At 60.1% G+C, this 24,253-nt stretch carries 23 protein-coding genes; 9 read left to right on the forward strand and 14 right to left on the reverse strand.

Translation table 11 applies throughout. From position 1 onward, the window contains the following. A partial coding sequence (locus ACFFAR_RS02570; RefSeq protein WP_375507483.1) for a heavy metal-binding domain-containing protein occupies positions 1-214 on the reverse strand: 214 nt, incomplete at its 3' end. Positions 215-221: 7 nt separating this feature from the next. Further along, positions 222-1,511, reverse strand: a complete 1,290-nt coding sequence (locus ACFFAR_RS02575) for a TolC family protein (protein ID WP_174364294.1) — start codon at positions 1,509-1,511, stop codon at positions 222-224. A 222-nt stretch (positions 1,512-1,733) separates the two neighbouring features. On the opposite strand from ACFFAR_RS02575, the gene ACFFAR_RS02580 reads away from it, so the two are divergent. Beyond that, entirely contained in the window at positions 1,734-2,006 is a 273-nt protein-coding gene (locus ACFFAR_RS02580) for a hypothetical protein (protein WP_174364295.1), read from the forward strand. A 37-nt stretch (positions 2,007-2,043) separates the two neighbouring features. Here the strand turns inward: ACFFAR_RS02580 and ACFFAR_RS02585 are convergent, their stop codons facing one another. From ACFFAR_RS02585 to ACFFAR_RS02610, 6 genes are read right to left on the reverse strand one after another with little or no spacing between them, the layout of a single operon-like run. Then, positions 2,044-3,387: a BatD family protein gene (locus ACFFAR_RS02585; protein ID WP_174364296.1), complete on the reverse strand. Its 1,344-nt coding sequence runs from the start codon at positions 3,385-3,387 to the stop codon at positions 2,044-2,046. Continuing rightward, positions 3,384-4,973 (reverse strand): VWA domain-containing protein, encoded by a 1,590-nt coding sequence (locus ACFFAR_RS02590; protein WP_174364297.1) that lies wholly within the window; start codon positions 4,971-4,973, stop codon positions 3,384-3,386. The genes ACFFAR_RS02585 and ACFFAR_RS02590 overlap by 4 nt, the downstream gene beginning before the upstream one ends. Next, a complete protein-coding gene (locus tag ACFFAR_RS02595; RefSeq protein WP_375507484.1) occupies positions 4,963-5,985 on the reverse strand; it encodes a VWA domain-containing protein in 1,023 nt (340 codons plus the stop codon). The genes ACFFAR_RS02590 and ACFFAR_RS02595 overlap by 11 nt, the downstream gene beginning before the upstream one ends. Beyond that, complete coding sequence (locus ACFFAR_RS02600; protein WP_174362320.1) at positions 5,972-6,499, reverse strand: DUF4381 family protein; 528 nt, start codon at positions 6,497-6,499, stop codon at positions 5,972-5,974. The genes ACFFAR_RS02595 and ACFFAR_RS02600 overlap by 14 nt, the downstream gene beginning before the upstream one ends. After that, a complete protein-coding gene (locus ACFFAR_RS02605) occupies positions 6,496-7,458 on the reverse strand; it encodes a DUF58 domain-containing protein (RefSeq protein ID WP_174362319.1) in 963 nt (320 codons plus the stop codon). The genes ACFFAR_RS02600 and ACFFAR_RS02605 overlap by 4 nt, the downstream gene beginning before the upstream one ends. 17 nt (positions 7,459-7,475) lie before the next feature. Continuing rightward, a complete protein-coding gene (locus tag ACFFAR_RS02610) occupies positions 7,476-8,435 on the reverse strand; it encodes an AAA family ATPase (protein ID WP_174362318.1) in 960 nt (319 codons plus the stop codon). Between the two features lie 470 nt (positions 8,436-8,905). Between ACFFAR_RS02610 and ACFFAR_RS02615 the strand changes: the two genes are divergently transcribed. The 4 genes from ACFFAR_RS02615 (at position 8,906) to ACFFAR_RS02630 (ending at position 15,712) form a co-directional block, all read left to right on the forward strand. Then, on the forward strand, positions 8,906-10,138 hold the full coding sequence (locus ACFFAR_RS02615) for an SUMF1/EgtB/PvdO family nonheme iron enzyme (protein WP_174362317.1): 1,233 nt from the start codon (positions 8,906-8,908) through the stop codon (positions 10,136-10,138). A 44-nt stretch (positions 10,139-10,182) separates the two neighbouring features. Continuing rightward, positions 10,183-11,250, forward strand: a complete 1,068-nt coding sequence (locus ACFFAR_RS02620; protein ID WP_174362316.1) for a haloacid dehalogenase-like hydrolase — start codon at positions 10,183-10,185, stop codon at positions 11,248-11,250. Positions 11,251-11,354: 104 nt separating this feature from the next. Then, positions 11,355-13,046 carry a sulfatase-like hydrolase/transferase gene (locus ACFFAR_RS02625; protein WP_174362315.1) on the forward strand — a complete coding sequence of 564 codons (1,692 nt, stop codon included), beginning with the start codon at positions 11,355-11,357 and terminating at the stop codon, positions 13,044-13,046. 89 nt (positions 13,047-13,135) lie between these two features. Further along, complete coding sequence (locus ACFFAR_RS02630) at positions 13,136-15,712, forward strand: fused MFS/spermidine synthase (protein WP_375507485.1); 2,577 nt, start codon at positions 13,136-13,138, stop codon at positions 15,710-15,712. 40 nt (positions 15,713-15,752) lie between these two features. Here the strand turns inward: ACFFAR_RS02630 and ACFFAR_RS02635 are convergent, their stop codons facing one another. The 6 genes from ACFFAR_RS02635 to ACFFAR_RS02660 all read right to left on the reverse strand — a co-directional run bounded on the left by ACFFAR_RS02635 (position 15,753) and on the right by ACFFAR_RS02660 (position 19,959). After that, positions 15,753-16,163, reverse strand: coding sequence for a hypothetical protein (locus ACFFAR_RS02635; RefSeq protein ID WP_174362313.1), 411 nt, complete (start codon positions 16,161-16,163; stop codon positions 15,753-15,755). A 107-nt stretch (positions 16,164-16,270) separates the two neighbouring features. Beyond that, the gene (locus ACFFAR_RS02640; RefSeq protein ID WP_174362312.1) at positions 16,271-16,969 is read right to left on the reverse strand and encodes a hypothetical protein; all 699 of its coding nucleotides are present in this window, start codon (positions 16,967-16,969) and stop codon (positions 16,271-16,273) included. Beyond that, positions 16,966-17,784 (reverse strand): DUF2092 domain-containing protein, encoded by an 819-nt coding sequence (locus ACFFAR_RS02645; RefSeq protein ID WP_174362311.1) that lies wholly within the window; start codon positions 17,782-17,784, stop codon positions 16,966-16,968. The genes ACFFAR_RS02640 and ACFFAR_RS02645 overlap by 4 nt, the downstream gene beginning before the upstream one ends. Positions 17,785-17,794: 10 nt before the next feature. Then, positions 17,795-18,769 carry a transporter gene (locus ACFFAR_RS02650; protein ID WP_174362310.1) on the reverse strand — a complete coding sequence of 325 codons (975 nt, stop codon included), beginning with the start codon at positions 18,767-18,769 and terminating at the stop codon, positions 17,795-17,797. Between the two features lie 53 nt (positions 18,770-18,822). Next, positions 18,823-19,281 (reverse strand): glycine zipper domain-containing protein, encoded by a 459-nt coding sequence (locus tag ACFFAR_RS02655; RefSeq protein ID WP_062168273.1) that lies wholly within the window; start codon positions 19,279-19,281, stop codon positions 18,823-18,825. A 78-nt stretch (positions 19,282-19,359) separates the two neighbouring features. Continuing rightward, positions 19,360-19,959, reverse strand: a complete 600-nt coding sequence (locus tag ACFFAR_RS02660; protein WP_375507486.1) for a hypothetical protein — start codon at positions 19,957-19,959, stop codon at positions 19,360-19,362. Between the two features lie 923 nt (positions 19,960-20,882). On the opposite strand from ACFFAR_RS02660, the gene ACFFAR_RS02665 reads away from it, so the two are divergent. The 4 genes from ACFFAR_RS02665 to aqpZ all read left to right on the forward strand — a co-directional run. After that, positions 20,883-21,287: a helix-turn-helix domain-containing protein gene (locus ACFFAR_RS02665; RefSeq protein WP_062000569.1), complete on the forward strand. Its 405-nt coding sequence runs from the start codon at positions 20,883-20,885 to the stop codon at positions 21,285-21,287. A 131-nt stretch (positions 21,288-21,418) separates the two neighbouring features. Next, the gene (locus ACFFAR_RS02670; RefSeq protein ID WP_375507487.1) at positions 21,419-21,940 is read left to right on the forward strand and encodes a hypothetical protein; all 522 of its coding nucleotides are present in this window, start codon (positions 21,419-21,421) and stop codon (positions 21,938-21,940) included. A 31-nt stretch (positions 21,941-21,971) separates the two neighbouring features. Further along, entirely contained in the window at positions 21,972-23,384 is a 1,413-nt protein-coding gene (locus ACFFAR_RS02675; protein WP_062168281.1) for a DUF2252 domain-containing protein, read from the forward strand. Between the two features lie 176 nt (positions 23,385-23,560). Further along, positions 23,561-24,253: aquaporin Z (gene aqpZ / locus ACFFAR_RS02680; RefSeq protein ID WP_174362308.1), on the forward strand; the 693-nt coding region annotated here is incomplete at its 3' end.

Below are 24,253 nucleotides of genomic sequence, written 5' to 3' on the forward strand. Positions count from 1 at the left end.
GTTGCATGTCCATGAAGGGAGACTTGCCGGGTTTATCGAAGTGCTGGTTCGGCGACATCGGGTCGTGCCAATAAAGCACCTTGCGGCCGGCATTGGCTTCCTTCGCGGGCGTGTCGTCTTTGGCGCGATGCGTCCCTGCAACGTAACCCGCCGCAAGCAACGCGGCCGCCGCGAACACGGCAAGGACAGCGCGCGTGATGGTTTTTTTGTTCATCGTGGTCTCACTGTCCGTAGGTCATCGATGGCGGCACGATCTGATACTCGAGCTGCGCCCAGGTGAGCGATACATCGCGTTGAAGATCGAGCACTCGCAGGCGTGCATCGAGCACCGCGCGTTTCGCGGCGAAGGTGTCGGCGAGCGACCCTGTTCCGGCGCGATAAGCCGCGGTCGATAACTGCAAGCGTTGATCCGCGGCCGGCACGAGCGACGTGTTCAAGTTGGCGACGCGATCGCGTCCGCTCGCGAGCGTGGCGGAGAGGGTGCGGATGTCGGCATCGACTTGTCGTCGAGCATCTTCATACATGAGACGCGCCTTGGTGCCGAGTTCGGATTTCTCGGCGGTATCGCGGTCCTGGCGGTCGCGCCGGTTGAGCGGGATCGGAATGCTGACGCCCACTGACACCATGTTCGAGTACTGGCCGCCGCGCTGCTGATACGAGACTTCCCACGTCCAGTTCGGATTGCGGTTGCTCTGCGCGACGGCGGTGTCGGCATCGGCAACGGCGATTTCCGACGATGCGCTGATCAACGCAGGTTCGACACGCTTCAATTCATCCGGTGGCAGCGACGCAACGACCGACGTTGGCGCGGGCGGATCGCCGGAAATATCGCTGATGGGCGCGGCCGTCCATCGCGACAAACCGATAAGCGCCGTCTGCAACACTTGCTGCGCCTTCAGCAATTGGTCGCGTGTTTGCGCGAGCATGAACTGCGCTTGCGTGACGTCGGCGGCGCTCGCTTTTGCGCCTCGATACGACGCCTGCGTCGCGGCCAACTCGTGCACCATGTGATCGACAAGTTCTTGCTGCAACAACAACGACTGCTTTGCGTAAGCCGCGTTGAGCCATGCGGTCGCCGTCTGCTCGCGCACATTCACCAGTTGCGCGAGATAGCCGGAGCGTTCGCGATCGACTTCCTGATTGGCAAGCGCCGTACGCAAACGCCTCTTCTCAGGCGACACCCATTCCTGTTCGATGCCAACACGCCGCATCGTCATGAAGTCCTGCCCGATGGTGAAGCCTTGCGACCCATTCACAGGCAAGTTGTCGATACCGGCCTTGAGCGTCGGATCGGGTAACTGACCAGCCCGGATGACGCCTTGTGAACTTGCACGGACCGATGACTGCGCGGCCTGCATGGAAGCAGATCGATCGGTCGCCGATTGCAGTGCTGCATCGAGCGTCAAAGGCGTTTCCTGGGCAAAGGCTTTGACGCCGCCAAGCAATAGAAGAAAAGCGAGCGCGCGCTTACGCCCATGCCGGAATACCGGCACGGTAATAGATGAATGCATTTCTCAACCCCAACGGTCGATCCCCATAGGGAATCACGTCCTGAGTGCAGGACGACCTCGCCGCGCAAGCAGCGAACATTTAGCGAAGGGAACTAGAGTGAGCGAGGAGGTTTCCACAAGCCATCAGGCTCGCGGACGAAGAGCGATTGTCTGGCGTGGAAAAACACAGGCCGATATGCCCGCAAGGTCCGTGCAATGCTTGGCGCAGAGGCCGGAATGGTCATGCAGCCTATTTGGCACTGCACGTCCATCTTGCATGGCGAACTTTTGGATTTGTTGTCATGCCCAGATGATGAATCCGATACCGATGCCATGGAATCACAACCCGGCATGGACTCAGCCATGGCGCTTGTGGCATCCATGGTCATGCTCTGCATGGGACACGGTCCGGCCGAGCCGCTGGCTGCCAGCCCTGTTAAGGGCAGCACCGAGCAAAGCCACAAGACGAACAATGTGCGCAGGATTTTCACGACGGGAAGTATAGCTCAGCGATAATTTCCGTGGTTTGACACTAAAGCGCTTTTCTAAAGGCTCAGTATTTGTTGAGCGGCGGAAGCGGTGACTTGGAATTACGTAATTTACGCTTTTGCTTGATGGCCCGGTTAAGCGCCTTTTCCGATTCGCGCCAATCAAACCTGGTCTCAAGCTGATCGGAATAATGTCCATGGACGGCGCTAATTAGTACATCGAGCTGTGGCTCGCCTGGCGAGTTCAGTTCGTCCACTCGCGCCGGATGCTTGAGTTCAGGGCTTCGATCCATCCATCGATAAAGCAAGGGAATCGCGGACTTCAACGATCCCTTGCGCGCGGCAAGACACAACGCTCGCCATGCCGGGCCGGCGCCGTTCGCATGGCGTTTTCGCGCATCCAGCAGCGCTTGGCTTAAATGCCTGAAGCGTGTCGCAAGCCGCGGATATACCCAGATCAAAGCCAGCACCAATATCAGAAGCGAGGCCACCAGGATCGCTTGCCAACGATCGATTACCAGGATTCGATGCGCGCCACCTTTGGACAATGCATCTGCGGGAATATCGAATAGCGGCCTTTCCTTCGCAGCTAACGCCGTGAAACTTACGGCCGGCAAAACGATTGATTCCCTTTTTTGCGTCGTGATATTCCACCACTCGATTGTCACGGGCGGCAGCTTGAAACTGCCGCTGTGATCGATGACGTAAGTCACGGAATCAGTGCGCTCGCCTGCCACCAAACCGGCACGATCCTGAATGACGTTCTTGGTCGCCGATGGTTTTGCGTATCGCTTGAGCCCTTCTATTTCGCCGAACTCCACCGGCGGAATCAGCATCGATTCGGTTCCTGCGGCGACCTGCGTAATGCTGCGCGTCAGCGATCCACCAGCCTTCAGGTCATGTAGCGACGGCGTGATCGTTTGCGTCGCGCTCAGTTTGTCCGTCGGAAAAAACACGCGCATTCCTTCAGCGCCTGCCGGGACCGTCGCGACGAGCTTCAATGGGGGCGTCGTCAATGTGACCGGGCTAGTCGAGCCGCCAGGATGAACGGAAATCGGGAATGCGGGAATGCTGAGCGTTCCGGCCGCCTGGGGGACGATCCTGTAAGCGCGGCTTACGCCGAACCACTCCACGTCGTCGATGCTCTCGTGAAGGTTCTGCGCTTGTTCATCGGGGAAAACGACAAACGCGCCGGGTACATTGAACAGCGGCCAGTCGGGCGCGTCGGTAAAAAACGTCGTTGTCAGGCACTCGACAATCAGCTTCACGTCCGAGCCCGCGACCACCGTGCCCGATGGTTCCAGATGCACGCGAACCTTGAGCCGGGGCGCGTCTTGCGCGAAGCTCGACGTGATCGAGATGCATAGCAACACGATTGCACATAGGCGCAAGATCCATCGTGAGGTCATGGCGCACTCGCGGGATTGGCATCGGATTCCTGCTCGAATCTCCGATGCAAAAACACAGCCGGCGATGTATTCAAATTGCGCATCCAGACGTCCTCGGCGGGAACGGCAATCAGCGTGCTCTGCTCGATCTTGCCTTTCTTCTTTTCGATTTTTATGTCGTCGGATTCTTTGTCCTCTTCGTCTTTTTGCGGTTCCTGCTTGGGCTTTTCCAGAAGCTTCTTCAGCATCTCGCGATTGAACGCCGCTTCTCGCATGCCTGGCTGAAGCGTCAGAGCCTTACTGAAGGCTTTGATTGCAGAGGGATAGTCCTCCAGATGCGCAAACGAGTTGCCAATGTAGAAAGACGACTGCGCCGTCTTCAGCTTCGAGAACGACTCGAGCGCACCCGTGTAATCGCCCGCAAGGTATAACGCGCGACCCTTCCACAAAGGGTCGTCGAAGCATTGCGCAGCCGCTTTGAAATCGGCGTGTTCGAAATACCAGCGGCCCTGTTGATCATGCGTGGCGAACAAGTCCACCCAGTTCCACGATGCCGCTTGCGCGTCGCGAGGCGCTGCGCTGAAGGCCAGTGCGAGCAACACGACCGGCAGCCATTTCACGGTCCAGCCGCGGCGAAAGCCCAACGCGCCGAGCAAGAGTAGTGGCAACACGAGCCAGTAACCCGCCTCTTTCCAGCGCGGCGTGCGTTTCGATTCATCGACTTCCGCCAGCCATGTTTGCGCACGGCGTTCGACCCATGCGACGTCGTCGGCATCGGCGCGCACGCTCGCGAGCGGAATGCCTGCATCGTGCGCGACTCGGCCGATGCCTTCGGCATCGAAGGTACCCATCAAAGGAAGACCATCGGCCCCCAGCGCAAGCGCGCCATTCGTGCCTCGAATCGCGCCGCCGTCCTTTGTTCCGACCGCGAGCCACAGCAGTTGATGATGCGACTGTTTGGCCTTCGCGACGAACGCATCGGCGTGATCCGAATCGAAACCATCGCTGATAATAACGATCGTACCGGCTACGGGGTCATTCGCCAGAAGCTGCTCCGCAATGTCGAGGCCCGCGCTAGCGTTCTTGCCGTCGCGCGGCATGATGGCAGGCGTGAGCGCCGGCAAGTACAACTCGAGCATGGCCGGGTCTTCGGTTGGCGGCACGACGAGATGCGCCGTCGATGCAAACACCACGAGCCCCGTGCGTGCACCCTTGCGCGCGTTTGCGAGGTCGAGCACCTTTTGCTTGGCGCGTTCCAGGCGGGTCGGCGCGACATCGGTTGCGTCCATCGAATGAGCGAGTTCGAGCACGATCACCAATGGCGCCTTGTCCTGGTTGAATGGCGGCCGCTCTTGCTGCCACGTCGGACCAGCAACCGCTATGGCCGCCAGCCCGATAAACAAGCCGAGCGTATGCACCGGTTTGATCCATCGACGCGCTGCGTCGCCAACAATCAGATGTTCGAGCAGCAAAGGCGAAATGATGGTCCGCCAGCGCGCATGCACGCTGTTTCTCCGATGCCAGGCGAACGGCAACAACACGGCCGGAACCAGCAGCCATAACCAGTACGGCCGCAGGAAATGAAATGCGGTCAGGTCAATTTCCATGCGCCACCTTTTCCGCAGGTTCACGGCGCGGCGCACGAAGCACCGCAAGCAGCAAAGCCAGGCAGTGATACAGCGTGAGGATCAACAGCGCCAATGCAAGCGGTATCCAGAAGAAATCACGCTGCGGCCGATACGTCTCGCGCTTCACTTTCTCGGGCGTCATCTTGTCGAGCGTCGTGTAGACGTCCGCCAGTTCCTGCGGATTGCCGAGCGCGTGAAAAGACTCGCCGCCGGTGATCTCCGAGATCCGTTTCAACGCATCGAGATCGACCTTGTCCTCGCCCGTTGCGCTCGGGTCGCCAATGCCTATCGTGTGAATGATCAGCTTGTGATTCTTCGCGATATCGGCCGCGCGTTCCGGCGGAATGGCGCTGCTTGTATCGTTGCCGTCGGTCAGCAGGATCAGCACCTTCTCCTCTGCTTGCGACTTGTCCATGAGCTTGACCGTCAGGCCAATGGCATCGCCTATCGCCGTGCGCGGGCCCGCCATGCCGATCTGCATCTGGTTGAGCAGCAACAGCACGCTGTCATGATCCAGCGTCAACGGCGCTTGCGGATACGCGGCCTCGCCGAATACCACCACGCCAATCCGATCCCCTTTGCGCTTCGCCACGAAGTCCTTCACCACGCCCTTGACCGCCGTCAGCCGGTCCATGCGTTCGCCCGTCGCCGGGTTGACGAAGTCGCGCGTGCTCATCGATTGAGACAGGTCGATTGCGAGCATCAGGTCTCGCGCGGGTTCATCGTGGGTAACGGGCGGCTCCACGAATACCGGCTTTGCCGCGGCCGTGACAAGCATCGCCCAGAGCAGCGGCATTGTCAGGCGCTGCAGGACATTGCGCCGCAAACGCACACCGCCGGGCGCGGGCTCTTCACCCGCTGCTTGCGCCATTTCGTGAAAGAACGGCATGCGTATGGCCGATGTAGTCGTTCGCCACGCCGGCGCGAACCACCATACGATCAGCGGCACGGGCAGCAACAAGAACATCCACGGGAAGTCAAATTTCCACATGATGGCGCTCGATCCAGTCGCGTGTCGCGCTTAGCAACGTGTCGACTTCTTTCTTTGGAAGCGCCGCGATCTGTTCAGCGGGCGCGTAGCTGATCAGCGTCAGCAGCGCGCCGCTGCGTTCATCGAAATGACCGTTTGTGCGCTTGAGAAATTCGAGCCACGCGTCACCGCTCAACGCGGCGACGTGTTCCTTTGGACGCGCTGCAAGCGATGTTCGTTTGATGAGTGCGGGAATGGCGGTGAGCGCCGCCGCACCGACGGATGCGTCATGCAAAGCCGCTTCGATCTGACCAAGCTCGGCCAGTGCAACCCGCCTGTAAAGCGCCCTCTTGTGACGTCGCCATCCTGCGCAGGCGGCCCAAAGCGCAGCCAAAAGCAACACGACTAAAACCGCAAGCCATCCGACTGTTTGTGGCGCCCACGAGACCGGCTCCGGCAGGGGCAATTCCTGCAGCGCGGTGAGTGCGGCCGGTGTGCCGTCGGGTCGCAGCGAAGCGTTTTGCGTGTCGCTCATAAGCCGCTCGCAAGCGTCGGCCGCACGCGTTCGCCGAACAAGCGGCGTACCTGATCGACCGCGGGTTCATCGGTCGATAACGCCATCAGCGGCACGCCGCTCGATCGCAGCAACGCGGCGACTTCATCGGTGCGATCCTTGAACAGTTCGGCAAGCGGCGCCCTCACTTTTTCCTTTTCGATACGCAATTCCACTTGCAGCCGTCCTTCGCTGACAACCAGCGCGCGATGTTCCGGCATGCGCTGCCAAAGCGGATCGAAGACCATTGCAGCGATGACATCGTTATGCCTCGCCAACTGGCGCAAAAGCTTGCGCGTGCGCTCGGTGGCGCCCGCAAAATCGCTCACGATGCAGATCAGGTAATCGTGTCCTGCAAGCTGCAACACGCCTTGAAGCGCGGCATCGAGTTGATCGTAATTGGTTCTCGCGGCACTTTCCGCATGCAGCGCCTGGTTCATGCGTGCAATGGTGCCGAACAGAACCTTGATGCGGCTGCGGCTGCGCAGCGGGCGGATGCGAACGACGCTGCTGTCGTCGAAGATCACGCCGCCCACGCGGTCCCCCGAAGCAAATCCCATCCACACCGCAAGCGCCGCGACCTCCGCCGCCACGACCGACTTGAACGCGCGGCTCGATCCGAAAAACATGCTCATGCGCTGATCGACAACGACGAGCAGCGGCCGGTCCCGCTCTTCCGTATAAGCGCGAATTTGCGGCTTGCCCAGACGCAACGAGACCTTCCAGTCGATGTGGCGAATGTCGTCGCCAGGAAGATAAGCGCGGATCTCTTCGAAGTTGAGCCCGCGTCCGCGCAAACGCGACGCATGGCCTCCCGACAGAATGCTCGACACCGGCGCCGGCGCGATGAAACTCAACCCGCGCGCACGAAATTCGAGCTTGGCGAGGTGCGCCGCGTCCACGTACACGCGGCCAATATCTGACCCGGATGCCACGACCATGATGGTCCTCCCGCGCCTTATGCTGGCACGGCCACTTTTTCGATGAGACGATCGATCACGCTGTCAGCGCTGATGTTGTCGGCGTTGGCATCGTAGGAAAGAATCAGCCTGTGACGCAGGACTGGATGGATGACAGCGCGCACGTCATCGGGCGTGACGTAGCTACGGTCTTCAAGCCACGCATGCACGCGGCTCGCACGATCAAGACCGATCGCGCCCCGCGGACTTGCGCCGATCTCGATCCACTTGCCGAGGTCAGGGTCCAGCTCTGCGCCATGCCGCGTCGCATTGACGAGCGACACAATGTATTCATCGATAGCTGGTGCTACCCTGATTTGCCGCACGGCACGGCGCACCTCGAAGATGACGTCCTGAGCAAGCGTCTCGGCGACCTTGGGCAAGTCGTTACTTTCACGTCGGAGCATACGCAACATTTCGCGCTCGCTTTCAGGGGATGGATACGTGATCAGCACCTTGAACAGGAAACGATCCATCTGCGCCTCGGGCAGCGGATAGGTCCCCTCCTGTTCGATCGGATTCTGCGTTGCCATGACGAGGAACAACTCGGGCATTGCGTGGGTTTGTCCCGCGACCGATATCTGCCGTTCTTCCATCGCCTCGAGCAGGGCGGACTGGACCTTGGCAGGCGCGCGATTGATTTCATCGGCGAGAATCAGGTTGCCGAATATGGGGCCGGGCTGAAAGCGCAGCGTTCGTTCGGTACCGGATTGCAGGAGCGTCTCCGCGCCGGTGATGTCGGACGGAAGCAAGTCGGGCGTGAACTGAATGCGGCTCATGCTCGCCGCCAACCGCGTGGCGATCGCCTTGACCGTACGCGTCTTCGCGAGCCCGGGAAGGCTTTCGAGCAGGACGTGGCCGTCGGCGAGAAGCGCGATCAGAACCTGACGGACGACTGCCTCTTGCCCGACTATTGCCTCGCAGACGCTCGCTTCGAAGCGAAGGATCGTTTCACGCATGGCCCTGAATCCCCTGAACGTTTCAATCCCGGATGTCCGGCTGATACCGCTTGTCCTCCCGGACGTTAATGCACGTTGGCCCGTTCGTCAAAGATTCAGCGACCGCTAAAAAATCCTCGAAGTGCCGTAGAAAAGTTGTTGCCTGCTTCTGGCAAATATGAGATTGGTGGTTACTGATGACGGTGACGTCGGAACAGTGAATAAGGATTCGGCATCGCTTGAAGCGGCCCTTCTAGCGTATGTGATGAAGCACGCCTCTCCGATTTTTCTGTTTGAAAGAGATCAAAGACGCAAGCTTTTAAAGCCATGAATAACGTCCATTTTTCGTTAGTCAGAATCAGACTATTAGAAATACTAATTTAATCCACCGCGATAAGAAACAGGAATCGCGCCTGCGCAAATTTCCGAAATATGACTGAAGTCATGCGCCAATCGGCGCGACACGTCGAACCCGCGTGAGAGAACAAGCCATGAGCGTACGCAAACCGGCATCGGTGAAAACAGCTACTGCAGGCAGCGATCAGAGATCGGCGCGCGTTGCAAAACCGTGGCGCAAGCTGGTGCTTTGGGGTGCCTTGCTGGTCCTCGCACCGGCGGTGGTGGGCGCGGCAGTCAGTCTGGCCGTGAAGTCGCACGAGACGCCACATCCGCAGATCGTTTTCGGCGATGGATCACGTGGTCCGCTGGAAATGGCGTGGATTCCGGGCGGCCAGTTCGAGATGGGAAGCGACTCGAAGCAGGCGCAAGCGAACGAACGTCCGGCGCACAAGGTACGTGTGCATGGTTTCTGGATGGATCGTCATCACGTTACCAACGCCCAGTTCGCCGCGTTTGTGAAAGCAACCGGCTATGTCACGACGGCGGAAAAGAAACCCGATTGGGAATCGCTGAAAGTCCAGCTTCCGCCGGGCACGCCACGACCGCCTGACAGCGCAATGGTCGCGGGCGCGATGGTTTTTGTCGGCACAGGTCAGCCCGTACCGCTGGAAGATTATTCGCGCTGGTGGCGCTATGTGCCGGGCGCCGACTGGCGTCATCCGAGCGGACCGGACAGCAGCATCGCGGGGAAAGACGATCACCCTGTGGTGCAGGTTTCTTATGAAGATGCGCAGGCTTATGCCAAGTGGTCCGGCAAGCGCCTGCCCACCGAAGCGGAATGGGAGTTCGCCGCACGAGGCGGTCTGGAGCAGGCCACCTATGCGTGGGGCAATCAGTTCGCACCCGGCGGCAAGCAGATGGCCAACGTGTGGCAAGGGCAGCAACCGCAGTCGTTTCCCGTCGTCAATCCGAAGGCCGGCGGCGCAGTGGGAACCAGTCCTGTGGGCACTTTCCCGGCCAACGGCTACGGCCTCTCCGACATGACCGGCAACGCGTGGCAGTGGGTTGCCGACTGGTATCGGGCGGATCAGTTCAGGCGCGAGGCGAGCGCTACGAGCGTTGTGGAGAACCCCGTGGGACCGTCGAATTCCTGGGATCCGGCCGATGCAGGCGTGCCCGTTGAAGCGCCCAAACGCGTGACACGCGGCGGATCGTTTCTTTGCAACGAAGACTACTGCCTGAGCTACCGGCCAAGCGCACGGCGCGGTACCGACCCCTACAACAGCATGTCGCACCTCGGTTTCAGGCTGGTCATGGACGAGAGCACGTGGGCAGATCTGCGCAAGCACCAGCAGTTGGCGCGCGCCGACGTGCCGGGCGGTTAGACGCGCCGGTCAACTGATCGCATTACTTCGGATGGACACGCTCGATGCTGCTTCACACCCGACGCCATTGGCTCACCCGTTTATCGGCAAATGCCGGCGCAGCATTCGTCGCACTTTGCCTCGCCGGCTGCGCGGGCCAGGGCACATCGAACACGTCCGTCGCGCCGAGCGCATTGTCAGTTGCGAGCACGTCCGACGCGCTGCCTTCTTGGAGAGACGGCGCGGCCAAGCAAACCATCCGCAAGTTCGTAGCGGATGTCACGCGCGAAGGCTCGCCAAACTTCGTTCCGCCTGCAGAGCGTATCGCTGTATTCGATAACGACGGCACGTTGTGGAGCGAGCAGCCGCTGTACTTCCAGTTTGTGTTCATGCTGGACCAGGTCAAGGCAGCCGCACCGAGTCATCCGGAATGGAAGAGCAATCCGGCGTTCAAGGCGCTGGTCGCGAAGGACTACGGCGCGCTCGCCGGTCAGCAAAAGGAGTTGATGCAGTTGATCGCGGTTGCAAACAGCGGCATGAGCGTGGATGACTACGACAAGACCATCCGCGGCTGGCTTGCAACGGCGCAACACCCGAAACTCAAACGCCTCTACACCGAGCTCGTTTATCAGCCGCAACTGGAACTGCTCGGCTACTTGCGCGCGAACGGGTTCAAGACGTTCATTGTGTCGGGCGGGACGATCGAGTTCATGCGCCCCTGGGCGGAAAAGGTCTACGGCATTCCGCCGGAACAGGTGATCGGATCGAGTCAGGTCGTGAAGTACGAACTCGTCGATGGCAAGCCCGCGCTCATACGCATGCCGAAGCTCGATTTCGTCGATGACGGTCCGGGCAAGCCAGTCGGGATTTATCGGAACATCGGTCGCAAGCCCATCCTCGCGTTCGGCAACTCGGACGGCGATCTGCAGATGCTGCAGTACACGGCTGCGGGCGCCGGTCCGCATCTCGCGCTGCTCGTTCATCACGACGACGCCACGCGCGAGTTCGCGTACGACCGGCAATCGAAGGTAGGCAAGCTCGATAAAGCCTGGGACGAAGCCGTGAAAGACGGCTGGACCGTGGTGAGCATGAAAGACGACTGGCAGACGATTTACCCGGGCACAGGGCAATAGCAAAAGCAATAACGATCAGCAAGGGACTCGCGATCGATCAGGTCATGCGCATCGTTTTTACAAGCGAGAAGCAACGACCGGCAACAACGTCATGGAGCAACACGATGAGACCGTTCTTTCGAAAGGGGCGCTATGCCCTGGGGGTATCGCTTGTCGCCCTCGCGGCAGTGATCGCGCTGGTGGTTCCTCCCACCAGGCTGACCGCGCAGACGCAGGGGGCGGTCAAGCCCGCCGCACCCGCCGCAACCAGCGCAGCCAGACCGGCTAACCAGAGTTCGTCCAAGCCGAACATTCTCGTGATCTTCGGCGATGACATCGGTCAGGCAAACATCAGTGCATACGCGCATGGAGTAGTCGGCTACAGGACGCCGAATATCGACCGGATTGCCGCTGAAGGCATGATGTTCACGGACTACTACGCGGAGAATAGCTGCACCGCCGGGCGTTCGTCGTTCATCACCGGCCAGACTCCGCTGCGCACCGGACTTTCGAAGGTCGGCGCGCCGGGCGCACCGGTCGGTTTGCAAAAGGGCGACATCACCATCGCGCAGGCGCTCAAGCCGCTGGGCTATGCGACGGGCCAGTTCGGCAAGAATCACCTTGGCGACCGCAACGAATACTTGCCGACCAATCATGGCTTCGATGAGTTCTTCGGCAACCTGTATCACCTGAATGCCGAGGAAGAACCCGAACGCGAAAACTGGCCGCAGGACAAGAACGATCCCTACGTGAAGAACTTTTCTCCGCGTGGCGTGATTCACAGCACGGCTGACGGCAAGGTCGAAGACACTGGCCCGCTCAATGCAAAGCGCATGGAAACCATCGACGACGAGACGGGCCAGAAAGCCGCCGACTTCATCACGAAGCAGGTGAAGGCCAATACGCCGTTCTTCGTATGGATGAACTTCACGCGCATGCATGTCTTCACGCACGTGCGGCCGGAGTTCAAGGGTAAGAGCGGCATGCGGGGCAACGAATACGCTGACGGCATGTGGGAGCACGATCAGGACGTCGGCAAGCTGCTGAAGCTGCTGGATGATCTCAAGATCGCGAAGAACACCATTGTTGTGTACACCACGGACAACGGACCTAATGCATTCACCTGGCCCGACGCCGCGACCTCGCCGTTCCGAAGTGAAAAAGACTCCAACTGGGAAGGTGCTTTCCGCGTCCCTGCAATGGTTCGGTGGCCGGGCATGATCAAGCCGGGAGAGGTATCGAACGAGTTGTTCTCCGGGCTCGACTGGTTCCCCACGTTGCTTGCCGCAGCAGGCGATGGCGGCGTGAAGGACCGGCTGCTGAAAGGCTGGTCGCCAAAAGCCGGCGGGACGAGTTTCAAGGATCACCTCGATGGCTTCAACCAGTTGCCGTATCTCACAGGCAAGTCACCCAAGGGAGCACGGACCGAGTTCTATTATTTCGACGACGACGGCGATCTCGTTGCCATGCGATGGGATTCGGAAGGCACTGCGTGGAAGGCTGTGTTCTGCGAGCAGCGCGCGCAAGGGAACCTGAACATCTGGCAGGACCCGCTCATCTGCCTGCGTCTGCCAAAGCTATTCAACCTGCGTATGGATCCGTACGAGCGAGCCGACATCACCTCGGATCAGTACAACGACTGGGCGACGAAAAACGTCTACCTGAATGGCGTCGCCACACTAAAGGCATCGACGTTCCTGCAGACCTTCGTCAACTATCCGCCGAGCCAGAGGCCAGCCAGCTTCAGCGTCGACGGCGTGCGCCGGCAGGTCGACAAGAAGATAGATGAGTCGTTCAAGAAGCGCGGTCTGGAATGAGTGTTCAGGCAACGCATTGAGCATGTTTTCAACCCGCCGCGTCCACCGGTCTCACAGCCGGTGGACGCGGCTCATTTGCTGATTCGATCATGACCCAGACGCTTGCCACGCGTGCCAAGGCGCAACATCGCGATAAACGCGCAAGTGCACCACGACGTCCGGAAGCGTTCGCTCAGACCGGCAAGCCGGCCCGTCCTTCACTGAATATTTCGTGGCCCGCGTTGATGTTGTTCGCATCGGGCGCGGCATCGTTGATTTACCAGGTGCTCTGGATCAAGCAGCTCGCGCTCGTCGTGGGCGCTGAAGTGCAGGCCGTGACGACAGGCGTCAGCGCTTTTTTTGCGGGGCTCGCGCTGGGCGGCTGGCTATTCGGACGCCTTGCCGACCGGCAAAAGCATCCGCTGCGCGTGTATGCGTGGCTAGAATCGTTTGCTCTTGTTCTGGCCGTTGGCACGACGCTCGCGCTGGCTCATTCGGCGCGCTCGTTCGCCACGATGCAGGATCATATCGGCGTGCTTGCGTGGGCGCTTCCGTTCGCGTTGGTCGGCGTGCCCGCCGTGTTGATGGGCGGCACGCTTCCGGTTTTGATGCGTGCCGTCGCTCCACTGAGTGGCGACGTCGGGCGTGCAGGCGGGCGTTTGTATGCAGCCAATACCGCGGGCGCTATCGCGGGGACACTCGCGGCTCCGTTCATCCTCATTCCCGCGCTCGGCGTGCAAGGCAGCGCTATCGCCGCGGCCGCGTTGAACGCTGCGGCAGCAATTTTCTCATTCGTTCTCAGCCGGTACGTACCCGCTTCTACGCCTGTCGATATGGCCCCAACCAGCGAAGAAAGGAATCGCGCCCGGCTGGCGCTGGTTCTGTATGCGATCGCCGGCGGCATTGCGCTCGGCTATGAAGTCGTCTGGTCCCAGGCCATCGTTCAGTTCATCAGCACACGGAGCTTCGCGTTTGCCATCGTGCTTGCGACCTATCTTTGCGGACTCGTGGCCGGCAGCGCGCTCGTGTCCCGTCAAGCCGATCGGGCACGCGATCCGTGGAGCATGTTCGCGTTGCTGATCGTTGCTGCGGGACTCGCCGCGATGCTCGGAGTCGCGTTCCTCGGCGACTGGCTATTGCAAGGGCAAGCGTGGGTATCGAAGATGATGTTCGGCGCGACCGGCAGCATGCTCGCTGCGATGTGCGCGCGCTTCGCGCTTGCAGGCTTTTGCATCGTGTTCGTCCCGACCTTGCTGCTCGGCGCCGCGTTTCCGTTCGCGTTGCGTCTGAGCGTCGATAGCCGCAAGGTCGGGCGCGGCGTCGGCATGATCGTGGCTGTGAACACGGCAGGCGGTATTGCCGGGACCTTGCTTGCGGGTTTCGTGCTCGTGCCTATGCTTGGTCTGGTTCACGCGCTGGCCGCGCTCGCCACTGCGGCGAGTCTTGTCGGGGTTATCGCCGTAACCTGCGGTCCGGGTGCGCGTACGAATACTCGATGGAGCGTACTCGCACTCGCCATCGCCGCGCTGGGCGCCGCGCTCTTCACGCCGGCGGACCGCCTCGCTTCCCTGCTCGCCAAAGCACGCGGCGGCGAACTCGCGTTCTACGCGGAAAGCAAGGGCGGCACGGTTGCGGTCGTCGCTCAGCAATCCGGCGATAACCGCTTCAAGCGTCTCTACATTCAAGGCGTATCGAATTCCGGCGATGCCATGACGTCGCTGCGCTACATGCGCCTCCAGGCAATGTTGCCCCTGCTCATTCATCGAGGCGAACCGCGATCGGCGCTCGTGATTGGATTGGGAACGGGTATCACGGGCGGCGCATTGCTGCCATATCCGGGACTCGAGCAACGTGTGGTGGCCGAGTTGCTGCCGGCGGTTGTTGCAGCCGCGCCGCAATTCAAGGGCAACTACGGCATGAGCACGGACCCACGCATCGATATCCGTCTTCACGATGGCCGCCGCGAACTGCTGCGCAACCCGCAACGCTACGACGTCATCACGCTGGAACCGCCGCCGCCATCCGCGGCCGGCGTAGTCAATTTGTACTCGTCGGATTTTTACAGGCTCGGGGCTTCGCGTTTGCAGGAAGGAGGTCTGGTTGCACAATGGCTGCCGTTGCCGACGCAAAATGAAGAGGACACGCGCGCGCTGATCAGGAGTTTCGTCGATGTATTTCCGTACGCAACGCTGTGGACCACGGAGTTGCACGAAATGATGCTGGTCGGTTCAATGCAACCCATCGAGCTCGATGTCCCGCGCATCACATCACGTTTTGAACAGCCAACGGTGGCGGCGTCGCTGCGCGAAGTTGGCATAAAGTCGCCTGCGGCGTTGCTGGCAACGTGGATCACGGATCGCGCGGGGCTCGAATACTACGCTGCCGATGCGCCGCCCGTCACCGATGATCGTCCTGCCATCGAATATGCTGCGTGGGTTCGTTCGGCGGATTTTCCAGATGTGCTGACGCATTTGCTCGCGTTGCGCGCGGAGCCGCCGCTCAAAGGTGCGGATGATGCGTTCGTGAATGCGATGCACGCGGAGTACGCGACGTTGCACACTTTCTATGATGCAGGGCTCGATGCGTATCGTGGCGATCGAGATGCGTGGCAAGCCAATATCCGCAGCGTCATGCACGACGATGCGGATAATCCGTACTATCGGTGGTTCGGGGGGATTGGCGGTTAGGCGGGGTCGCCGGTTGCATGACCCCGTTCAACAGGCGTGATCAGGCGCACTGCTGTTCGCGTTCTTGCTCACGGCCAAGCGCCCTTGCCCGCAACGCGTGCTGATGCACGCGCTGCCGCTCTGCCGTCACCAGCTCGCGCTTGCCCTTGAGCGTCGCGCTCTTGAAGCGCGGATCGCCCATTGCGGCAACGTACATGTCCCATCTGTGCTTTTGATATCGGCGGAAAAACTCCGGGCCCGGCAAGCCGTTATCGCACGCGAGCAGCACGCCATAGTCGATGTCGGGCGCGTCGTTGAGAGAACGCAGTGCGGCGTCGAGTACTTCATAACGACGCGTCAAGGGAACCGTGCGCGGAAACAGCACGTGAAAGCGTTTGTACGGCAAGACCGTACTTTGCAACGCGGCTCGTTCGAGAGCCTGGATGACAAGAGCCAGCGGATTCGAGTCCATACCCATCTCCGGTTGATCGATAATCATCGTCATGCGTACATGACGCACTGTGACGCAGGAAAGACCGGCTGGTTTCGATCAGAAAACCAGCCGCGCGATGAAGCGGGTTATCGGGGTGCTGTGACCACGACGTACTGCACTTGCGTTCCGTAGTACTGCGGCTGATACCAGTTCGGGCCGCAATGCTGATAAGCGATGCCGTTGACGATCACGTTCGAACAGCTCGGCGGTAACGTAGCGACCGTCGCGCCGACCACGACCGCCGTTGTCACGCCCACCGCCACGCCGACAGCAACAGGATCGACGTACCAGCCGTCGTGGTAATGATCGTCATCGTGATGATGGTGGTCATCGTCGTGGTGGCCGTCGTCGTGGTGGCCGTCGTCGTGGTGGCCATCGTCGTGGTGACCGTCGTCGTGGTGACCATCGTCGTGGTGACCGTCGTTGCCGCCGCCGTTGTTGTGATCGCCTCCGCCGTTGTTGTGGTCACCGCCTCCGCCGTTGTTGTGATCGCCTCCGCCACTGTTGTGGCTACCACCACCCCCTCCGTTGTTGTTATGGCCGCCGCCACTGCCTCCGCCACCATGGCTTTCACCTACGCCGTGCTGCATGCCGCCACCCGGACGGCCGCCTTGCGGCATGCCGCCGCCGTGAAACCCTCCGCCGCCATTGAAACCGCCCCCCGGCGGCGCATGGATACTGGTGCGCGCGCCGCCGCGAAAGCCGAATGCATACGCGCTCATGGATGTCGCGAGGAAAACGCCGGCAATGCCGGCAACTGCAATTTGTCTGGTGCGAAACATCATTCACTCCCCTCAAACGGCGTGCGCACAGCAGGCTTGAGTTCAATAGCCTTCGCGTTTGCCGCCGGCCGGAAAGTAAAGGTCGATGCCGGGAATTCCGGATTGATCTTCCAGTGATAAGTCACGACGTGCCGCGGATGCGCACTCTGCGATGTATCGACGATCGCCATGCGGCATGGCAACGGACGCGAGCCGCTCTGGATCCATATCTCCCAGTCGGCGCCGCTTTGCTGGTACGCGTAGTGGTTGCACCAGCGTGTATCGACGCGCTCGAGCCCAATGAACAACGCCGATGTCAGCGTGGAGTCGTCGACCTTGCCGTCGCCCCAGTAGAACAAGTCGGCAAGCGGTGTATCGATGTTGTAGATGCTCGCCAACTCGCGCACGAGTTCGTCGTTTGTCGGAGGCGCGGGGTTGGTCGAGTAATAGCCCGGCGTCGTGTCGTAGATCGTGAAATGGCGACCGTCGTAGACGAGTCCCTTCTCGCCGCGGCTGCCTGTGATGTCCGCCCTCATGCGGTTCGGGCGCTGAACCTTGACATCGGTTTCGTGAAGAAACGCGACGGTCTGGCCGCTGTCGAGAACGGCATCGGTTGCGGTCGATGCCGAGACCTCGAAGCGGCTGAGCGAGCGCAGGTATTGCGACATTGCGCCTAATGCATCGAGGGCTTTTTGCTGGCGCTCGGGCTGCACGGTCGTTGCCGTGCCGCTGGCCGGCTGCGGACTGGACTGCGCTATTGCGTTTGTCGCGCCCATACCGTACGCGATGCACGCGACGGCAAGCGCGACGCGCGCGGGTTGATACTTACGGCTTGGCACATCGTCCTCCTTACTGAAAAGTAGCGCTGATCGAAAGCTCGACGGCATTGCCCTTCGGCCGGTTGAGCACTTCGAATTCGTTCACCCATCTGAGCGACGCCGATACCGGCGTGCCGCTCACTTTTCCTGCGTATGTGACCATCGGTCCGATACCAACGGAATGGCCCTTCGCGCCTCCAATGACGTTGGCGAGACCACCGCTGTCATCGCTGATCTGCTGGATCCATCCGCCGACCACACCCACGCCCCAACCGCTTGTGAAACGCTTGAGGGCGAGCAGGTCGAGCACGCTGATTGGTGCGTTGTGATAGTGAGTTTTATCGTTAGGTGTATAGAAGTTGATGCCGTAGTTCGCTGAAAGCTCAATGTTGTGCTCCGGCAAGAGCTTCGTATAAGCAACGGTTGGAATAAACGTCCACGTGTTCTGTCCGGCATTCGCAAGCCGGCTGGTGCTATAGGCGCCGCTAGGCGCGTACATCTGGACGCTCAACGCAATATGGTCGGTCTTCGTCAGGTGATAACCCGCCACGACCGGCGTGAACAGGATGTCGGCGAATTGCGTGGCCTTGTCGTTCGGCAGTCGGCCGTCGAACGACGACGCCGATGTCCACTGGAACGGCACGCCGAACTGCGTGGCGAAGTTCCATCCGCCAAGCGTTACGCCCCACGTCTTCACCGCGTTCAACAAGGTGTACGAGACGTGATAGTTGAGACCCGCTGTAACCGTTCCCGCAACCGGGATGCTCCTGCTCGTTCCGAGCGAGCCTTCGTAGTAGATCGTTGTGATGGAAAAAATCCAGTCCGACGAAGGCGGCACGATGCCCGCATAAGGCATCACCTGCATGCCCGTAATCGGCCGTCCGATCCCGCCCTCCGTTGCTCGGCTGGCGACGGGAACAGAGAGTGTCACGGCGGCGCACACGACTGCACTAATGTCCTTGCGCAGGCCGCAGCGTTTGCGTGCCTGCCTGATCGACGTCTCCATGCTGCCTCCTCGCTGATGGGTTGTCGTGCTCGCCTGAATACATCTCCGTAAAGCTACTGAACTGTATAACCGCGTCCCTGCATGCATGCCGAGTACGAGCGCCAGTAGGTGCTCATTTCAGCCTGCTGACTCGCCTGCGCGTTCTGTGCCTGTGCTGCATGCTGCCGCCGGCTTCGCACACCGCCGGCCACCGCGCCGGCCGTGGCGCCCACTGCTGCGCCGTGGCCGGCATCGTTATGATTGACGTCACCGATAAGCGCACCTGCCGCAGCGCCTCGCGCGGCGCCGCCAACTCGCGCGCCGGTCGGCCCTTGCGGCGGTGGAGGCGTTCCTGCAACAATGGCAGGATCAATACCGGTGTTCTGCTTCGCCCACGCGTAACACGCGCCGTCGTCCTGCGACTGCTTTGCCGGGCTTTGCCCGTGCGCCGGATAAACGGCGGGTTTCTGGGCAAGCGCTGCATGAGTGGCTACGGCAAGCGCGGCTGCGATTGCTAGATTTGATACTTTCATGACAACCTCAAAAACGATTTGTGCAAAGGGAGCTCCTCTTGCTCGCCAAACTTTCGAACGTCATCTTGTTTTGGATTCCTACTTACTAAAGGTCATGTTCAGACCGGCAAACAGGGTGAACTGCGGAACCCCGCGCCCCGAATGCGCGACCGAATATTGCGGCTCGATAAACGCGTTATAAATGGTCGTACCGGACTTCCACGCTTTGCCGCCGCCCAGGCCCACCGGTATGTAATAAGTCCCGTGCTGCAAGTCGAACGTCCATGTGCCTGTCGAACGCACATACCATCCACCCGGCAGATTGAAGATACCGAACGGCTGGGCAGTCAGCGATTGCACCGTCGGGCGACTGTCCTGTCCGGCGAAGGAGTGCTGCCATTGCACAAGCGCGCCAAGCAAACGCGCCTTGGTCGCACTGACTGCGACCGCGGCAAGCCCGGCCTGCCACTTGCCGCTGCCAAGGCTCAAATCTGTCGCCGTCGGCATGGTGAGCAACGGTCCGATACCGACCTGGATGCCCTCCTGCGAGAGCAGGAAGATGTCGAATAGATTGATATCGCCCAAACCTGTGTTGTAGCCGCCCGCTGGATCGGGCCGAGTACTGATGGGCAGCGTCGCTCGGAATATCTGCGGTACGCCAATCAACCCATTCGGCCCAATGGGAATTGTCGGACGCAAGAGAAAATCGTTCGTATGCGAACTCGCACCGAAAACGCTCGGCGTATAGTAATTTTGAATATTCAACGACGCAGCCAGATTCAGCGGATTATTACTTTTATTGGCTTCATCGGCCGCACTCTGTGCGAGCGCCACGCTCGAAAATGTCGCGGCACTTAAGCTGAAGCAGAATGACCGGACGAATTGCGGCGCGCAAATTCCCATGATCTTCTCAATGTGCCCATTTATGAAAACGCATAGTCGGCCGAAGCGTTCAGTGAAGAACGCTTGAGTTCCGGCCGCACGAATGAATCCCTCCGGCTCTAAAGAGGGATTGGTGTATTTCAGTGAATCGATGCCACTCGACGAGTAGCGACAATGGGCCTCAGGCAATGCGCCTGATGCGGGCAGTGGCCATCACGAGCCCTCGCAGAGCCAAGACAGACGTGAACGTGTCCAGTAATTCCTACCTTTCGCGGCAGGTATTGTCTTCCACAGTGTTCTACATTTGAACGGATGCTAGCAAACGTTTTCTGGTTTGCCAAAATTATTTTGTAACGACACGACGATTTAAATTAAACATCGAATTCGTTTCCATAACGTTAGCAAACATCTGACACAACATTTTCCGACGAGTCTCATTAGGTGAATAGAGATCAAATTTCAAGCAAAAAAATTTTCACAGGATCGCCCCAAATCGTTTGAAAACAGATATTGGTTTGGACAGTGGCTTCCATTGGGACCTGTCTCATTGGTCGAGGGATGGTTTTATTAATTATTTCGTGAATTATCAAATCCGAGAGGACTCTTTGTTTTGAATTGTTTAAGTCGAAACGAATCCCAGGATTATTTCGATATGAGGCCCGGACGCCGCGGCAAACCGGGACGGTCAACAAGCGGCGACGGACTGCCGTGCATTCCTGAAGACAAGGACAAGTGCACAGATGCTTTCTCAGCCCGAAAACCTGCCCAGCGTAATGCGCCGGATGACCGCGGGACAGATGCTGCTCGACGGCGCATCGGTTGACCGCGTGGCCGAAGAGCTTCACCTGTCGCTCGCGACGGTCAGGCGCTACAAGGCGCTCATCGACGCAGGCGGCCTCGATGCCTTGCGGCAACTCGGCGTGGGCGGACGCACCTCGGTACTGGACCAGCGCGCGCTCGAATGGATATCGGCGGCGTTGCAGGGCTCGGCTAGAGCCCACGGCTTCGACAGCGACGCATGGACCAATGCGCGGCTGCGGTCGTTGATCGAAACGCAATTCGGCGTGCGTTATTCGCGCGTCTACGTCTGGCAAATCGCCACCAATCTCGGCCTCGGTCATCTGTTGTCGAAGTCTCGCCGGTAATCGTCACAAGCCCGCTTACATTTCAAACCGCATAGGAACTGCACATGACCCGTCACCACACTGCGTCGAAAATCAGCATGCATCTTGTACGAGCTTCCATCATCGTTTTCGCTTTGATCGCGGCGCCCTCCATGGCACAAACAGCGGCATCAAGCGTGGGGCCGGACGGCGTGGGTGCAGCGGCGACTGCCGAGACAAAGGCGCAGGTAGTAGGGATCGATACCGCGTCGAACAGCGTTGCGTTAAAGGGCGAAAGTGGAAAGATCGTGAACGTCGCAGTCAATCCGGACATTGCGGATGTCGGCAAGCTGAAGCTCGGCGACACCGTGAACATCCGCTACGAAAACGCACTGCTCGTGCGGGCGACCAAGGTGAAGTCGGACGGCATCCGCGAACGGATCGATGAAACCGCAGCCGTTCCCGAAGCCAACGGATCGACCGCCACGGCGCGGCGCGTACAGGTCGTCGCGACAGTCCAGAAGATCGACAAGGCGCATCGGACCATCACGATTCGCGGCCCGTACAGGACGGACACCTTGCACGTGGGTCCCGACGTACCGCTGAAAGACATCAAGGTGGGTGACAACCTGCGCGCGGAATTCGTGGAAGCGACTGCCGTACTCGTGACACGTGACGGTGCTCCAATCAAATAATCGGTCACCGGACGTTTGAAGAGAGGCGGTCATGTCAGGTGAAAGCAAGACGGCGTCGCGCGTTGCCGCGGGCAAGGCGCATCGGGACAACATGCCACGCTCCGCGCATGGCAAGCTCGGGAAGATCGATCGCGATCCCATCGAATTGCTCGAACAAAGCAGCTACGGTCGCGTGAACCGTCTTGTTCCGCTTCGATATGGCCGCATGATGGCATCGCCATTTTCGTTCTTCAGGGGCAGCGCGATCCTGCAGGCGAACGACCTCGCACAGTCCGCCAACACGGGCCTGGTCATGCCCATTTGCGGCGACGCGCATCTGATGAACTTCGGCGGTTTCGCCACGCCGGAGCGCCAGCTCGTCTTCGACCTGAACGACTTCGACGAAGTCGCGCTTGGCCCATGGGAATGGGATCTGAAACGGCTTGCCGCAAGCTTCATGATCGCCGCGCGCCACATGCGCCTGAGCCGGCTGACCGCCGAAAAACTGGTCGAAACGGTGGTGTCGCAATATCAGACCCGCATGCGTGAGTACGCGCAATTCAGCGCGCTCGAACTCTGGTATGAACGCATCACGTTCGACCGCATGCTCGAAACCGCCGTCAGCCCCGAACGCAGGCGCATCTTGCGCAAGGGCATGGAAAAAGCGGCGAGTCGCACGCACGACAGCATGCTAGAGAAGGTCGCGCAATTCGATGGCGAGCACTGGACGCTGCGCGACATGCCGCCCGGCATGTTCCACATCCACGGCACGAATACGCTGTTCGATGCAGACGACGACTGGGTCGCGCTCGGCAACTGGCAAGCGGTGATCAAAGGCATGTTCCCGCAGTACATGAAGACGCTCACGCATGATCGCCGCGCGTTGCTGCGCCACTTCACCGCGCAGGATCTCGCCTTCAAGGTGGTGGGCGTGGGCAGTGTCGGAACGCGTTGCCTCGTATTGCTGATGCTGGACGAACTTGGCAAGCCGATGTTCCTGCAGATCAAGGAAGCGCGCCGGTCGGTGATCGAACAGCACTTCGAAGCCGAGACACTGGGCCATGCCGGCGAGCGCGTGGTGCGCGGCCAACGCGTGATGCAGGCCGCCAGCGATATCTTCCTCGGCTGGGGCACAGGTCCGTCCGGACGCCACTTTTATTTCCGGCAACTGCGTGACATGAAGCTGTCGGCAAACATCGAACTGTTCGATATCGATGTCCTCGAAGGCTACGCCCGTCTGTGCGGCTGGATTCTGGCGCGCGCTCACGCGAAGGCGAGCGGCAAGGCAATCGAAATCAGCGCGTATCTCGGCCAGGGCAGCCAGATGGCAGAAGCGCTGGTGTCGTATTCGAAGAACTACGCGGATCAGGTCGAACGGGACTTCGATCTTTTTACTCAGGCGTGCAGAAGCGGACGGTTGCTCGCGCGCACCGACGAAGACATGGCCGCCGACTTTCATGTTTGAAAGACGCATTTGCAGGGTCGATTTTTAAAATCCCTGACCTACACTGATTGCGTGACCGGCATTCCGTATTTATGCGCCGCGTCACACAGCAGACAAATAGTCAGGAGGACTAAAACGAATCAAAGCGGTCGCGCCGATTCTTCTCGAAACCCGTCGTATCTAATGGATGTCACATCATGCGATTACAACAGCGTCTCATAGCGGAGTTATTTGGCACGTTTTGGCTAGTAATTGGCGGATGCGGAAGTGCGGTTCTCGCCGCGAAGTTTCCGGGAACGGGAATCGGTTTTGTGGGGGTATCGCTGGCATTCGGTTTGACCGTGCTCACCATGGCTTATGCACTCGGCCATATTTCAGGCGCCCATCTGAATCCGGCAGTTAGCGTCGGGCTGGCAGTCGCTGGCCGTTTTCCGGCGAAAGAGCTGGTACCGTACATCGTCGTGCAGGTGATCGGCGCGACCCTTGGCGCGTTCGTGCTGTATCTGATTGCCTCGGGCGTGCCCGGGTTCGACGCCGCCGCCAGCGGCTTCGCCAGCAACGGCTACGGGGCACGCTCGCCCGGCGGCTACTCCATGACCGCCGCCCTCATCTGCGAAGTCGTGATGACATTCTTCTTCGTGCTCGTCATTCTGGGCACCACCGACGGACGCGCCATCTCCGGATTCGCGCCGCTCGCCATTGGCTTGTGCCTGACGCTGATCCATTTGATATCGATACCGGTGACCAACACATCGGTCAATCCGGCGCGCTCGACCGGGCCTGCGCTCTTTGCAGGCGGGGCGGCGCTGGGGCAGCTCTGGCTCTTCTGGGTCGCGCCGATAATCGGGGCGTTCATCGCGGGGGCGCTGTATCCGCGGCTGTTCCCGGAA

The organism is uncultured Caballeronia sp. (assembly GCF_964243625.1).
Classification (GTDB): domain Bacteria; phylum Pseudomonadota; class Gammaproteobacteria; order Burkholderiales; family Burkholderiaceae; genus Caballeronia.

Coding starts and splice junctions, on each gene's coding strand:
- ACFFAR_RS02575 (WP_174364294.1), bottom strand. CDS start 1,511: ATGCATTCATCTATTACCGTGCCGGTATTCCGGCATGGGCGTAAGCGC.
- ACFFAR_RS02580 (WP_174364295.1), top strand. CDS start 1,734: ATGCAGCCTATTTGGCACTGCACGTCCATCTTGCATGGCGAACTTTTG.
- ACFFAR_RS02585 (WP_174364296.1), bottom strand. CDS start 3,387: ATGACCTCACGATGGATCTTGCGCCTATGTGCAATCGTGTTGCTATGC.
- ACFFAR_RS02590 (WP_174364297.1), bottom strand. CDS start 4,973: ATGGAAATTGACCTGACCGCATTTCATTTCCTGCGGCCGTACTGGTTA.
- ACFFAR_RS02595 (WP_375507484.1), bottom strand. CDS start 5,985: ATGTGGAAATTTGACTTCCCGTGGATGTTCTTGTTGCTGCCCGTGCCG.
- ACFFAR_RS02600 (WP_174362320.1), bottom strand. CDS start 6,499: ATGAGCGACACGCAAAACGCTTCGCTGCGACCCGACGGCACACCGGCC.
- ACFFAR_RS02605 (WP_174362319.1), bottom strand. CDS start 7,458: ATGGTCGTGGCATCCGGGTCAGATATTGGCCGCGTGTACGTGGACGCG.
- ACFFAR_RS02610 (WP_174362318.1), bottom strand. CDS start 8,435: ATGCGTGAAACGATCCTTCGCTTCGAAGCGAGCGTCTGCGAGGCAATA.
- ACFFAR_RS02615 (WP_174362317.1), top strand. CDS start 8,906: ATGAGCGTACGCAAACCGGCATCGGTGAAAACAGCTACTGCAGGCAGC.
- ACFFAR_RS02620 (WP_174362316.1), top strand. CDS start 10,183: ATGCTGCTTCACACCCGACGCCATTGGCTCACCCGTTTATCGGCAAAT.
- ACFFAR_RS02625 (WP_174362315.1), top strand. CDS start 11,355: ATGAGACCGTTCTTTCGAAAGGGGCGCTATGCCCTGGGGGTATCGCTT.
- ACFFAR_RS02630 (WP_375507485.1), top strand. CDS start 13,136: ATGACCCAGACGCTTGCCACGCGTGCCAAGGCGCAACATCGCGATAAA.
- ACFFAR_RS02635 (WP_174362313.1), bottom strand. CDS start 16,163: ATGGACTCGAATCCGCTGGCTCTTGTCATCCAGGCTCTCGAACGAGCC.
- ACFFAR_RS02640 (WP_174362312.1), bottom strand. CDS start 16,969: ATGATGTTTCGCACCAGACAAATTGCAGTTGCCGGCATTGCCGGCGTT.
- ACFFAR_RS02650 (WP_174362310.1), bottom strand. CDS start 18,769: ATGGAGACGTCGATCAGGCAGGCACGCAAACGCTGCGGCCTGCGCAAG.
- ACFFAR_RS02655 (WP_062168273.1), bottom strand. CDS start 19,281: ATGAAAGTATCAAATCTAGCAATCGCAGCCGCGCTTGCCGTAGCCACT.
- ACFFAR_RS02665 (WP_062000569.1), top strand. CDS start 20,883: ATGCTTTCTCAGCCCGAAAACCTGCCCAGCGTAATGCGCCGGATGACC.
- ACFFAR_RS02670 (WP_375507487.1), top strand. CDS start 21,419: ATGGCACAAACAGCGGCATCAAGCGTGGGGCCGGACGGCGTGGGTGCA.
- ACFFAR_RS02675 (WP_062168281.1), top strand. CDS start 21,972: ATGTCAGGTGAAAGCAAGACGGCGTCGCGCGTTGCCGCGGGCAAGGCG.